The following is a 14,073-nucleotide window of genomic DNA, read 5'->3' on the forward strand; positions in this document are numbered from 1 at the left end:
GAATACCATTCCTTCGAGTGTAGCATGACGACATGCTGTTGACCGATCACGATGCGGTAGGCGCTGCCTCGAGAATTCTACCCTCGTGCTCGAGTGGTAGGATGTCGACTATTCAGTATGATGTCCTCTTCCGTCCTTCACCAGTGAGACGGCAGGCCGTTACTCTTGATGACCGAGGCGATGGTGTTGCGCTGGATCTCGTCACTGCCGGCGCCCAACCGGCGGCCGCGGGCGAGGCGATAGAGGTATTCCAGCGGGTGATCTTGCATGTATCCGTTCGCCCCGTGGAGCTGGAGCGCTTCGTCGGTAACATGCATGATCATTTCCGTGGAGAACAGTTTGGCAATGGACGTCTCCAGTCTGTCGGGAATCCGTCCCTCTTCCACGGCGTTTTGTGCTGCAGAGTACGTGAGCATTCGAGATGCTTCGATATTTTTCGCCATGTCAGCAAGCTTCCATTCGTTCCCCTGGAAGTCCGCGATCGGTTTGTCGAACTGTTCGCGATTTTTCGAGTATTCAAGCGCTTTCTCGAACGCGTTGACTGCCCAGGCGTTCGCCTTTGCGGTGGCACCCAGTCGTTCCCAATTCAGCGCCTGTAGTTGGCGTTTGAACGCGTCGCGTTCCCGGGTGAGCACGTTTTCCTCAGGAACGACGACGTCGTTCATGAAGAACTGCGTCTGGGTGGCACCTGCCATGTTGGTGAAGTGCTCACCGATCTCAACACCTGGCTGGTCAAGTTCGATGACAACGGAGCCAAGCCCTTCAGGGAATTTTACCCAGACGACGGCGGCGCTGGAGTTGTACACGTTACTTACCCAGGTCTTCTCACCGTTAAGAATTAATTCGCCGTCTTTCTCTTCAACGGTGGTCTTCATTGATTTTACGTCAGAGCCGGCTTCTGGTTCGGAGATGGCCACAGCAATGGAGTCTTCGCCGTTGATAACCGGCGGGAGATACTTTTCTTTCGCTTCCTGCGTCCCGAACATTTCGATGCCCCGGGGCCCGACGAGATGCTGGCTGTGAAAGAAATTCGCCGTGTCTGGACAGACGCGACCGATCGCCTCCACGACGAGAATTGCCTCGAACTCCGTTAGCCCACCGCCGCCGAGTTCCTCGTCGTAATTGATCCCGAAGTAGCCTCGATCGGCGAGTAGTTTGACGTTTTTCCACGGCGTTTCTCCTTCCCAATTGAAAGCGTCCTTCTCGAATTTGTCTTCAGCGAGCTGTTCAACGGATGTGAGGAGCATTTGTTGCTCATCTGATAGATCGAGCATCTCTGGTTAGAACTATAATGCGACGCACACATAATAGTTTCTTTGGCGGGTATACTCCGATGGCTGGTCACAATGCATTTCGTCCGGCTGTAACGGACCAGCTGAATGCACTCGCACTCTCTTGGGACGCCAGTACGAACGGTCTCTGCTTTTTTTCCTGTCAAATTATCTAATCTATGGCCATCTTCCTGCGCCTCGTACCTGCTGCCATAATCTATTGCGTTCGGTACAGGAGCTGTGTTCTTCAACGGGTATCGAATAGCGATTAATGTTTGCAGTTATCAAATCCTTCATTATCGTTCATTAACGCTATTCCATCAGGAGCTAATCTTGATAGTTGAAGGTGTATCGGCCCTTTCAGCACATTCTTCGTATGTCATTGTCAAACACATCATCCTGACGAAAATGACTGTAATCGAATTTATTACAATCATATGGGTGTGAGAAATTCCATCAGCAATACTCAGCCCTGCAGAAATTCTTCCGAAGCTTTACGTAATTATCGCGCATTCGTCAGTCCAAACATCACTTCCAGCCACTGTTACTGCTAGGCACACCGATTCCACATCCAATATCCACCGCTGAGTTTGACGTTCACTGCCGGAGATCTAGTAGGACATAGTCCCAGTGGTCGTCCATGGATCGGCACTTTCAGCACATTCTCTGTATGGCATTGTCAAACACCATATCGTGAGGAATACAGCTTGCAGGGTGGTTTGTTACAACTCTATGATTGTAATCAGTTCAGGTGTCAGACGCCAGTCTAGGTGTACTTCTTCCGGACCACCACTGAGTTTGACATTCACTATCGCAGCCCATCCGGTGATCGTCCTGGTGTTGAATGTAGAACGTCTTTTCAGCGCATTCTCTGTATGTCATTGTCAAACATTATATCGTGACGAATACAGTTGGAGTACAATTTCTTACAACCATATGGTTGTAACTACAACCGTCAACAATCTTCAGCACAGCAAACTTTCTCCTGAAATATTGTGACATTTTCGCATATTCAACAGCCTGAACGTCACTGCCAGCCGCTGTTTCTGCCATGTACACTCGATCCAGCATCCTTCGCCCATCACTGAGTTTATCGTTCACTACCGCCAGTTCACCAGAAGGTAGTCACTGTTGTTGAAAATATATCGGCTCTTTCAGCTCATATGGCGTATGTCATCATCAAACATCTGATTCCGAGGAATGCGATCGAAGAGGGCTTTGTTACAATCATATGATTGTAACAAATTCCGGTATTAATAATCAGATTAACTGAAGTTCTTTCAATTCATACAAAATTTTCGCATTTTCGACGCCTGAACGTCACTTCCAGCCATTGTTACTACTACCCATACTGATTCTGCATCTACTGCCATCACTCCGTTTGGCATTGACAAACACCCTCATATATGAATTTTATAATTATTTATGATTATACATCATGATATAATTTCCGATAATGAGATGATCGGCCCCTCCAACCGGATCTATGACAGCGGAATGGTCCGACCGGAAACGATCAGTCGGCAGTGAACTGCTGACCGCTGTTACCGGGTTCGCCTTCCGAAATACCAATATACGCTGAGGTCGTGTCCGATAGTATGTCGAATTTGGCAATTGACTACGAAGTCGAATCTCGCGTTGGAATCCTCACAATCGATCGTCCGCCGGTCAACGCCATTCGATTAGAGGATGTCGAACGGTTGGATCAGTTTCTCAATGAACTCCCGAACGAAGACGAACTCGCGCTCGTCATTCGGACCGGTGGGAACATTTTCATGGCCGGCCACGACATCAACGAATTCCACGAAACAGACGGCTCATCGCCACCAGAGTGGGACCCTTACCGATCATTCGTACAGACGATTTACGAGTTCCCAGTACCGACGATCGCCGCAGTCGACGGCCCGGCGGCAGGGATCGGAGCCATCATTTCGAGTCTCTGTGATATCCGAGTTGCGTCGCCCGATGCGACGTTCTCCCTGCCGGAAATAGATGTCGGGATAATCGGTGGCCTGGGGCCGCTGCGGAGGGTGCTCCCTGACGGGGTTGTTCGGTGGATGACGTTCACCGGCGAATCAATCTCGGGAGAGCGGGCACACCAGCTCGGTATGGTAGCGAAAGTAGCACCCGATGCCGAGGGTGAGGCAGTCGAAATGGCAAATACGATCGCATCGAAAAGCCCGTCTGCAGTTCGCAAAGGCAAGGCACTTGCTATCGAGGAACAGCCGGACTGGCCGATCGAAGATTATCACCGTGAAGTCGAATTCGGCGAACAGCACATGACACACGAGCACACTGTCGAAGCGATAGCGGCAGTCGTCGAAGATCGCGATCCGGAATTCGACGCATAGTACAAGCCTACCTACTGGAACAGTTGCACCAGGATCAGCTATCGAGGAGCGTGTCGCGAAGTTTGGTTTTTTGAACCTTGCTCGTCTGTGTCGTCGGTATATCGTCGACGAACCAGACGTACTTCGGCACCATGAAGTCCGCTGATCGGTCCTGCAGGAACGCGCGCAGTTCGTCTTCGGTGAGGAGTCCGTCTTCGGTGAGTTCAACGGCGGCACCGACTTCGTCCTCGCCACCCTCTTCCGCTGGGACGGGAAAGACCGCGCTCGTTTCGATCGCATCGTGTTCGTTGAGGAGGTCCTCAATTTGCTGGGAGGAGATGTTTTCGCCTCGAACTCGTATGAAATCCTCTTTCCGATCGATATAGTAGTAGTTGCCCGATTCATCGCGGGAAACGACATCGCCGGTGTGGAACCACAGATTGCTCGTGTCTTCGATCGTTTTTTCGGGTTTTCCTAGGTACCGATCGAAGGTGATTCCTGGAATTGTGGATCGAACTGCAAGTTCGCCGCTCTCACCCGGCGGAAGCGTTTCGTCGGTATCGTCGAGAACTGTGACATCGTACACGGAACGTGGCTTGCCGAGGTATCCTTCGCCCGGTGTCTCTGTGGTGACTGGAATACCCAGTTCACGCATATTGTCGAGGGCGTCATCGATCGGGCGGCCCGTACGGAACCGGTCAGGCGTTCGATCGGCTGCGTCGGGCACACGAATGACCCCCGCTACTGGAAGACCGGACTCGGTCTGACCGAAACCAGTGCTCACAATGTCGAATCCGAATCGAACTGCAATTTCCTCGTAATTCGACAACAGCGGTTGGAAATGCGCTTTGGTGAGAGTTGTGTGACTGTCGTCATCCCGTCTGGGTTCGTTCATCAACCAGGGCATCAACGTGGATACGAGCGTGACTCGCGTGGCGCCGAAACGATCGACTCGATCCCAGAATGATGACGTACTGAATCGGTTCCACATGACTATCGACGCACCTGCGAACAGGGTGGTGCAGAGATCATTCGACGCGCCACCGATATGATGCAACGGCATCCAATTGTGTGCGACGTCGTCAGTGTTGATCATTTTCGACCACATTACGTCGTGAAAGGCCACCCAGCGGTGAGAGAGGATAACTCCTTTCGGATATCCGGTCGTTCCGGACGTATAGATGATCCAGGCAGGATCGTTCCATCTGACGTTCACATCAGGTTCGGCGGCGTCTCCTTCGAGCAGTTCGTCGAATCCGCGATGAGGTTGGTCTGTCGAGAGTGGTACCGAATCTGCATCAGTCTCGTAAACTATGATTGTCGGGACTGAGTGCAAGTCGTCGAGAATTGCGTTGATACGGCCGATGAATTGATCCTCGACGATCAACACGTCGGGATCAGTATCGTTGATCTGGTAGGACAGAGCGTCACCCTTGTACTCGTAGTTGACTGGCGCGTAGATGCTTCCGCTCTTCATGCAACCGAACAGCGTAAGTGCTGTTGCGAGGGAATCCTCCATTACTGTCGCGACCTTATCACCGAGGTTGACCCCCAGTTCGAGAAGCGCGTTACCGATTCGGTTGGCCGCATCGTCGACTTCGGCGTAGGTCATTTCACGCTCGTCAGGACCGTAAATCAGGAAGGGATGCTGGCCGATCTGGTCCGCTCGATTTCCGAGTGCTTCGCCGAGCGTCAGTTCACGTGCCGGTTTATCGTCAAATTCGAATTGCACATCTAACTCAGAAGCCATGAGACATAAGGAGCAGTTCAAGAGAATAAAACTTTTCATGGTCACTGCCAGTCTGGGTAGCGTCTGACTGGGAGCCACTCACTGAACGGTCCCCGGAGATGAACTGTGCCAGCTGTCGATCAGATCAACCGGTGCGGGAGATTGACGGCAGTACGGCTTCGACAAACACGGACGCTGCAAACCTACTGTCCGGCGAAATCCGGATTTCGCTTCTCCAGGATCGCTTCGACGCCTTCGCGATGGTCCTCGGTCGTAGCGGCGATAGCCTGAGCATTGGTTTCGCGCTTGAGTGCCGCCCAAATGTCACCCTCGCCACTGGCATTGATCAGTTGTTTGGTGAGGCTGTAGGCTGCGGTAGGACCATTTGCCAGCTGATCGATAATCTCACTGCACTCCCTTTCGAACTCGTCTTCAGGATACGCGTGGTTGACGAGTCCCAGTTGCTCGCCCTCGTCGGCTGTGATCAGATCAGATGTAAAGAGGAGTTCCTTGGCCTTGTGCGGGCCGACTGCTTCGGTCAGCGTGTGCGATCCTCCCATGTCAACGACCAACCCGACGTTGTTAAACGGCACACCTAGCTTCGCCGATTTTGTCGCGATGATGATGTCACAAGCGAGTGCAAGGGAGAGACCGGCACCCACCGCGGCACCTTCGACACAGGCTACCGTGGGGATCGGAACCTCGTACAGGCGGCCAATAAGCCGGTGGATGCCTTGCTTGTGCTCGTCTACGTGATCGATCGGATTCGGATCTTCGATGCCTTCCTTCATGGCGTCGAGATCTCCCCCTGAAGAGAACATCCCGCCAGAACCTTCGACGACCAAACATCGAACGTCGTCGCGATCGGTTTGAATTTCGTCGAGGACGTCGTTGAACTCCTCGACGATCGATTCGCTGAGCGGGTTTCGACGGTCCGGTTGATTGAGCGTTACAGTCAGGACTTCGTCATCAAAATCAGTTTCGATTGCTGACATAGTTAGCCAAATCACTGTCGTACATATAGAACTTGTGGTCCGAAATGGCCAATAACCGCAGTAACTCGGTGCTGAATCCTGTATCTGGTCAGGTCCGTATCATCACCAAGTGGACGGTTCGATAACCTCCAAATGATACGTTTGTGTGTGTTTGAGCGGTTCATCGGTCGGGAACCAGCAAACAAGTTGACTGATGCCGAGTGCTTCGAGCGTTTCGATCCGCTCGTGACACTGTGCCGGCGTTCCTGCAACTGCGAACCTGTCCCCCAGATACGAGAGTACCTCGTCCGAGATCTGTTCGTGGGCCTCGGCGTCAGCCTTCCCGTGTTCACTGACATCGTGATTCTCTGCTATAGACCGGAGTTCCTCACGGAACTCTTCGGGCGCCTCGTCAGCAGAATGCTGGAAGTTATGCGCCGCTAGCGGCTCAATGCTCTGTCTCAGTTCCTCGAACGCGACGTCTTTCGATTCGGCGACGTACGTCGGAGCAGCGACCACCAGATCGATATCGTCCAGGGATCGACCGGCGTTCGATGCGCCTTCAGCGACGTTATCTAGAAACAGATCCTCGATGATTTCCGGATGGGTTCCGCCGCCGAAGATGATACCATCTGCCACTTCACCCGCCATACGCAGCGTAACCGGCCCTTCGGCTGCAACGTAGACGTCGACGTCCTCGTGGGACTGCTCAAACTGGAAGTGTTGGCCATTGAAGGTCACGTCTCCGCCGTCGAGCAGTGTTTGAATCGTCGATATGCCCTCGTGAAGTTCCCCCACACTTGTGGGTGTCTCACCCACAGCGAAGACTGCGCTGTCGCCGGCCGCCACGCCAACGTCGACCCGACCAGGGCCGTACTCGTCGAGCGACTTGACGGCGCTCGCGGTAACGGACGGATGACGAGTAACGAGATTCGTCATTCCTGGTGCGAATTGGAGATCATCGGTCGAGCACATGCAGGCAGTCAGGGCGACATAGAGTTCAGCAGACACCTCGTGTGAGTCTGCCATCCACAGCGTGGAATACTCGCTATCTTCGAGGTATTGGGCGTACTCGATCGTTTCATCGATGTCGAACGGCATGTAGACGCTTCCGAATTCCATAATTGATCAATGATGTTGCACGTATATGATACATGTCCATCCTAATATCAGTATTGGACGAACCGATACGGGCGAAATCTCAGTATTGGAGAACCGATACGGGCGAAAGGAGTGCTGTCAGCTGGACTTTTGACGCCTGAAACAAACCATTCTGTCGTCTATTCCTGTTTCTCCCTCGTACATGCCCGGCCGGTAGTCGTATCGCCAGCGGTAGAGAGGTGGGACGACCGCCGGTAGACAGTTCAGACTGATGTCCGGCAGTATCGACCGAACACACGACGTCGGTTTGCCTTTCGACCGACGTTATCGATTCAGTTATTCGAATACTGACGAAAACGGTGCCTGCGAAAGGGGCAGTACTACTGCCTGGTTCCGTCCGCGTTATACTCGTAAAATCCCTCTCCAGCATCAGTACCAGTCTTCCCGTCTGCGACGAGATCAACGAGCAGATCTGCCGGCTCATACCGGTCTGCGCCAGTCTCTTCATGGAGGGATTCGAGTTTCTCGACGACAACATCCAGCCCGATCTGATCGGCCCGTTCACAGATCCCTTCCGGGAATCCAGTTCCGAGTTGCATGCCTGTGTCGATCTCTGACGGTGACGCGACGTCATCCTCGACCAGTTTGCCCGCTTTGTTGATCATCGTCGCCTCAATTCTGAGCGTGTTTACGTCCACTCCCTGTCCTTCCTCGTAGTCTGCGCCGACACCGTCTTCGTGATCGTAGTACCCTTGACCAGTTTTGACGCCGTAGTTCCCGGCCTGATAGGTTTCCTCGAGAGCGGGAGCTATAGGGAGGTTATTCTCATCACGAACGTGGTACGCGACATCTATACCGACGTTGTCGGCGAGTTCGAACGGACCCATGGGATAGCCTCGTTCGTGCACCATGGCAGCATCCACTTCGCGTATAGTCGCCTCTCCCTCAGAAACCATCCAGGCTGCTTCGTCCAGGAACGGTCTTAACACGTTGTTGACGACGAAGCCGGGGACGTCTTTGCGAACGTATATCGGCGTTTTGTCGATTGATTCGATGAATTCGTACGCTGTTTCAGCGACATCGTCGCTCGTTTCGTCTCCGTAGACGACCTCTACGAGGTCCATTATCACTGGTGGATTGAAAAAATGGAGACCGACTGCTCGTTCTGGCTTCGCTAATGCCTCTGCAATATCCGTTATCGCGAACGAAGACGTGTTCGAGGCGATGATCGTCTCTTCGGCGGTCGCGTCTTCAACGTCGGCGAACGTGTCCAGTTTGAGCGATAAGTTCTCGGGCACGGCTTCGATAACCAGGTCAGCGTCGGCAACGGCTGCTTCGAGGTCGATGGTCGTATCGAGTCGCGCGAGTATCTCTGCGGGGGATTCGTCAAGATGGCCGCTAGATTCGAGTTTCTCGAGGCTCTGTTCGATTTCCTCGCGCCCTTCCTGGAGGATGTCTTCGTCGATGTCCCGTATCGTCACGTCGTAGCCTGCGATGGCAGTTACCTCGGCGATTCCGTGTCCCATGCTCCCAGCACCGAGGACGACGACGTCGCTGATTCTGTCGACCATATTATCGATCAATCGGAATGCTGGGTCTAAAAACTACTGTTTCCCCACCGAGCGGAGCGATCGCATCTGGATCGGCCATGATTATACCCCAGCACGCGCTTTCCTGCCGGAGATACCGGACTGGGGCGGAAAATGGAATGGGTGCGACTCGCAACTGGACGAGTGTCCGTTACACCTCGCGGGTAGTGTCGAAGTCCCGACCGAACTGAGACCGGCCGATTTGCGTTGCGGTCATATCGTGTCCCGAGTGCTGCGTGTGGGTGTGCATGTCCCGGAGATATCGGCCGATGGGGAATTGCTCGAATTGTGCGGTCGATCCTGCGGTTTCGGCGATCTGGAGGCCGACGTCCATCGCCGTTTTGGCGTTGAACCACTTGGCCTTCATCGCCACTGCTTCGGCATCATCTTGGGAGATGGACGGATCCTGCCACTTTCGGATGGCGTCATGGAAGAATGCCTCGGCAGCTTTCATCTCGAAGTGAACTTCACCAGTCCGAAGCTGAACTGACTCGTAGTCAGCTTTGCCTCGATCGTGCATGTATTCGAGGAAAAAGTCGAAGACGCCTTCCATCGAACCTAGGTAATTTGCACAGAAGGCCGTGTGGTATTTCGCCTGCCAGTGTTCGGAAGCATATTGACCGGGTTCACCCAGCATGTTTTCTTCTGGGATGAACACGTCGTTGAGTTCGATACGGGGGCTGACTGCGGCTCGCATGCCGAATGGCTGCCACCAGCTAGTGTCTACCTCCACTCCGTCCCAATCATCCTCGACGACGAAGACCGTTACCGAGTCACGTCCTTCCATCCCCTCCATACTCGCGAATACGAGGTGGAAGTCGGCAATAGATCCGTTCGTCGCGTAGAGTTTCGTTCCCGACATTTCGTACCCACCGTCGACCGGCGTTGCGGTCGTGTCGAGTTCGTACTGGTTGGTCATATTGGGTTCCACGGCAACGAATGTACCGTAGTAAGTCCCGTCCAGCATGGGTTCGAGATAGCGTTCTATCAGGTCATCGTCTCCGATAGCATCGATGAACCACGCGATGTGATAGTGGAGTTGAAGACAGTGTGCAGTCGAACTGCAACCGCGTGCGACTGTTCGGATTGCTTGCAGATACTCGGCAGGGTCACCCAGGTCAGTGTTGCTTCCCCAGCCGCCGTTCTCTTCGCTCACCGCCGCTTTCAACCAGCCGCGCTCTCCTAACTCATCGAGGTTTTTGACCGGGATCTCGTGGTTATCGTTGTACTCTTTCGACCGCGAGCGGAATTCGTTCTGGGCCAATTCATCTAGTTCCTGGAACCGATCTTCTTCGAGAAGCTTAGATGGGTTGTTGACAAATTTATTACCAGTACTCATTGTGTTACCAACTTACACGTAGGTTCAAGAGGGAAAGGGAAATAAAAGTTTTGTCCACGGATAGGTCGTTTTCAGACTAAGATCCAGAGTTGCACGTTCCTGTAGATCGGCTCTTCTGACCGCTCACGATCGGATATGGAGAGATTGTCACTGATCTCACACAATTCTGGCGTCGTCAACGGACCCCCGATTTTCGTGCCAGGTTGGCTCTCCACACAAATTCCGGAGACGATAATCTGCGTGTATTGTCCGCGTGCCGCCGTGAATAGGCTCAGAAGGTTTATAAGCAGTATGCTGCTACTCTTCCGTAAATGGTGGAGATGCAGCGAATAAGCATCCCTGGTGCTACCGGCGATGTCTTTCGAATCGAGTTCGATGTCGGCTGGCGACCGGGTCACGTCGCAGCATATCTACTGGATTTCGGGGATCTGGTCCTGGTCGACGCCGGGATGGTGAGTGACGGAACCGTCGAGGAATTCGATGATGCGCTATCCGCCTATGATTACGAGTTTGCCGCAATCGACCACCTGATCGTCACGCACCAGCACATTGATCATACCGGGATGGTCCGCGCAATCTTGGACGCCGGTGATCCGACGATGTATGCGCCGGCAAGCATCCGGGAGAAATTCGAACGTGACTACGAGCGTGTTGAAGCCGCCATACGGACGAACGCGATCCGTGCTGGTGTCGGCACCGATGCCTTCGAATCTATCGTGGATCAGGCCACCGAGCGCCAGCGAGTCTTCCCGGAGAAACTTCCCGCCCAGCAGGTCGATCAGTGGCTCGACCACGGCGACTGCGTCGATATCGGCAGTCTCAGTTTCGAAGTCGTCCATACCCCTGGTCACCAAGCGGATCACTGCGTGTACGTGGCTACGCTCGGCAGTGAGCGAGTCATTTTTTCCGGAGATATGGCGAACAAACCGTTCCGATCGGTCTCAGCACACGGCGATCTCGTCGAAGGTGTCGAGGATGCTATCGGCGCCTTTTATACAGCCCTGGATCGACTCGAGAAGATCGATGTCGATCTGGTGCTTCCAGGACACGGACCAATCCACACCGAGTACCAGGCGATCATCGAACGCGACCGCGACAGCCTCGATGAAATGCTCGAAACCACCGCGACGCTCGTCGCTCAAGGGGCCGATACGGCGTACGCTGTGGCGAACGAACGCTCCGGGGCGGTGTACGCGCTACTCATCGAAGCCATCGGCGCCCTGTCGTACCTCGAAGAATCAGGGGAACTCAGGTCGACGATCGACGAAGACGGTTGTCGGTCGTACGAGCATGTGTGAGAGAACGACCGTCGGCGGGCAGCACCACAGGTGCGTTACGTCGGGGACAGCACCTGCATCGGTAGCTCGATCTCGTTACCCTCGGCTCCGCTGCGAGAACGAGATCGAGGCTGCGTCACTACCGTCCACCGTTGCGAACGACTCGAGATGCTCCCGCAACTCGGCGGGGAAATCCGGCGACTGCCAGCGAATCGAGATGCCCACCCTGGAGTGGCGCAGTCGCTTCGTCTCAGGTCCCGATTGTTACAGATCGTAGATTTCGTGAGCGGCTGATTCGCCCCGCTTCGTGCTAGGAAATCGCGATACTCGCCGTCGGAGGATACTGTCGTCCCAGGAGAACCTGCTCGACCACTTCTCTCGCTCGCAGGTTCGAGAGAGGGGATTTCCGAAACCCCCCCATGCCAGTTCTCGACCGCGTCTCGCCTATTGTGTACCGGAGCGTGCCCGTCTCGTCATTCGCCGTGGGGATGACTGTATTCGGTGAGAATGACCATGACGCCGTCGAAATCCTTCGGATGATAGAACGCCTCGGGTGCCTCACTCTCGTCTACTTCGATGATCGGCGTCACGTCTTTCGCCGATAGTTCGTCCTTCGCAGCGGCGAGATCGGCGACGCGGAACACGACGGCGTACTGGCCCGGACCGTTCTCGTCGATGTACTTTGCGATCGGACTGTCGTCGTCACCTGGGGCGATCAGTTCGATGCCGGGATAACTGAACGTCAGTTCGAGCCCGCCCAGTTCCTCGTCTAGTTGCTCCGTCTCTGCGAACGAGAGATCGAGCAACTCTTCGTAGTTTCGCTTCGTCATTTCGATATCTGAGGTCGCTACGATCACTCTGTCAAGTTCAATAATCTTCACAAGGTGAAAATCCATTCAGAGTATTTATTGTTTGTGTTCCTCCAGATGCGGCTTCGGTTCGATTCGGATGGTTGGCTGTGGGGTCGCTGAAGCGGCTTGCGAACTCGAGTAGCCGCGACGTCGACGCGTGTCTCCCTGAACGAGGGTTTCGCTCTCAGCACTAGGCAACCTCAATCGCGTTACCACCAGGAAACGGACCCCTCGATTCAGATCCCAAAGTGGAATTCTCAGTGACGAAAGACGGCTGAAATGCCGGAGGAGCGTCAAAACTCTTTAATATGAAAGAAGTGATATAGTACTATATGGTAGATTTCGAGCCGAATAATGATGTCGATATGATAAAACGGAGTATAGATGGATTTCTGGAACAGGAAATCGAACCGCTCGAAAAAAAACACGAAGACATCCTTACGCCGGATTATCGAAAGCTCCGTGACGATGGTCGGTTGAAAGACGAAGTCGTCGACATCATCAAGACAGTGCGCCGGAAATCCGGAGAAGCCGGTTACTGGGCCATGCACATGCCCGAAGACGTCGGCGGCGGGGGGATGAACATCGTCGATCTCGTGGATATTCTCCAGCACATTTACTCGAAAGGGCTGGGGCTCAACGAGCACCTTATCGAGAACACTCCCGGGCCGCACCCGACGCTACTCGAGATGGACGATAGCCTCAAAGACGAGTACCTCTATCCCCTCATCGAAGGCAAAAAGGACGGCTGTTTCGCGCTCACCGAAGGGAGTTCCGGGTCGGACGCGCTGAACATGTCCACGACCGCGGAGAAAGACGGCGACGAGTGGGTCATCGACGGCTCAAAGATGTGGATCACAAACAGCCCATACGCCGACTTCGTGCAGGTATTCGCCGTCACAGACCCTGACGCAGGTCCCGGTGGAGTTTCGTCGTTCCTCGTCGATGCCGACAATCCCGGATTCACCGTCACTCGAGTTATCGACACTATCGAACTCGACGGGATGCACGCCGAACTCGATTTCACCAATTGCAGGGTGCCTGACACCAACGTCATTGGCGAGGTAGGGTCCGGATTCTACACCGCGATGGAACAGATCAACTATGGACGGGCGCGTATCGCTGCTCGATGTGCGGGACTCATGGAGTTTCTGCTCGAGGAATGCGTCGAGTACGCCAACAGCAGGACCTCCTGGGACAGACCGATCGGCAAGCGACAGCATGTCCGAGGTATGATCGCCGACATCGCAGTTTGGCAAGAAACAGTCGAGAACCTCGCGCTGAAAACTGCCTGGCTCATCGAGCAGGGCGAAAATCCCATCAAGGTGAGCGCCATGGCCAAGTACTACGCCACCGAGACCCTGTTTCAGGCTGCCGATAACGCGGTACAGGTGTTCGGTGGAAACGGCCTTTCGCTCGATTACCCGCTCGAGCGGGTCTTCCGCTACGCGCGAACGCTTCGAATTCCAGAAGGGACGTCCGAGATGCAAAAGGAACGAATAGCCGACGAAGTCGGTCTGGGTTCCGGCATCAAATAACCATCATCCGGGCTGCAATCGCAGATGAGCGATCCTGAATTGCCATTTTGCAGATGCCACCTGGTCGGATGTCA

9 protein-coding genes and 1 pseudogene are annotated in these 14,073 nt (G+C 54.1%); 3 read left to right on the forward strand and 7 right to left on the reverse strand.

The genetic code is table 11. The features are described 5' to 3' along the window. Positions 1-137 precede the first annotated feature (137 nt). The gene (locus HYG82_RS42260) at positions 138-1,274 is read right to left on the reverse strand and encodes an acyl-CoA dehydrogenase family protein (RefSeq protein WP_235218131.1); all 1,137 of its coding nucleotides are present in this window, start codon (positions 1,272-1,274) and stop codon (positions 138-140) included. Positions 1,275-2,869: 1,595 nt separating this feature from the next. On the opposite strand from HYG82_RS42260, the gene HYG82_RS42265 reads away from it, so the two are divergent. Then, positions 2,870-3,622: an enoyl-CoA hydratase/isomerase family protein gene (locus tag HYG82_RS42265; RefSeq protein ID WP_235218132.1), complete on the forward strand. Its 753-nt coding sequence runs from the start codon at positions 2,870-2,872 to the stop codon at positions 3,620-3,622. 34 nt (positions 3,623-3,656) lie between these two features. Here HYG82_RS42265 and HYG82_RS42270 read toward each other — a convergent pair whose 3' ends face one another. From HYG82_RS42270 to HYG82_RS42290, 5 genes and pseudogenes are all read right to left on the reverse strand, one after another. After that, positions 3,657-5,390, reverse strand: a complete 1,734-nt coding sequence (locus HYG82_RS42270) for a class I adenylate-forming enzyme family protein (RefSeq protein WP_235218233.1) — start codon at positions 5,388-5,390, stop codon at positions 3,657-3,659. Positions 5,391-5,533: 143 nt separating this feature from the next. Further along, the gene (locus HYG82_RS42275) at positions 5,534-6,325 is read right to left on the reverse strand and encodes an enoyl-CoA hydratase/isomerase family protein (RefSeq protein WP_235218133.1); all 792 of its coding nucleotides are present in this window, start codon (positions 6,323-6,325) and stop codon (positions 5,534-5,536) included. Positions 6,326-6,427: 102 nt separating this feature from the next. Continuing rightward, a complete protein-coding gene (locus HYG82_RS42280) occupies positions 6,428-7,426 on the reverse strand; it encodes an LLM class flavin-dependent oxidoreductase (RefSeq protein ID WP_235218134.1) in 999 nt (332 codons plus the stop codon). 374 nt (positions 7,427-7,800) lie between these two features. Continuing rightward, positions 7,801-8,976 (reverse strand): annotated as a pseudogene (locus tag HYG82_RS42285) (3-hydroxyacyl-CoA dehydrogenase); the annotation flags it as partial. A gap of 169 nt (positions 8,977-9,145) precedes the next feature. Next, positions 9,146-10,333: an acyl-CoA dehydrogenase family protein gene (locus HYG82_RS42290; protein ID WP_235218135.1), complete on the reverse strand. Its 1,188-nt coding sequence runs from the start codon at positions 10,331-10,333 to the stop codon at positions 9,146-9,148. Between the two features lie 311 nt (positions 10,334-10,644). Between HYG82_RS42290 and HYG82_RS42295 the strand changes: the two genes are divergently transcribed. Beyond that, entirely contained in the window at positions 10,645-11,631 is a 987-nt protein-coding gene (locus tag HYG82_RS42295) for an MBL fold metallo-hydrolase (RefSeq protein WP_235218136.1), read from the forward strand. Positions 11,632-12,083: 452 nt separating this feature from the next. Here HYG82_RS42295 and HYG82_RS42300 read toward each other — a convergent pair whose 3' ends face one another. Continuing rightward, positions 12,084-12,506 (reverse strand): VOC family protein, encoded by a 423-nt coding sequence (locus HYG82_RS42300; RefSeq protein WP_284145052.1) that lies wholly within the window; start codon positions 12,504-12,506, stop codon positions 12,084-12,086. Positions 12,507-12,793: 287 nt separating this feature from the next. Between HYG82_RS42300 and HYG82_RS42305 the strand changes: the two genes are divergently transcribed. Next, positions 12,794-13,999, forward strand: a complete 1,206-nt coding sequence (locus tag HYG82_RS42305; protein ID WP_235218138.1) for an acyl-CoA dehydrogenase family protein — start codon at positions 12,794-12,796, stop codon at positions 13,997-13,999. Positions 14,000-14,073 lie beyond the last annotated feature (74 nt).

Origin of the sequence: Natrinema halophilum (assembly GCF_013402815.2) — an archaeon.
Classification (GTDB): domain Archaea; phylum Halobacteriota; class Halobacteria; order Halobacteriales; family Natrialbaceae; genus Natrinema; species Natrinema halophilum.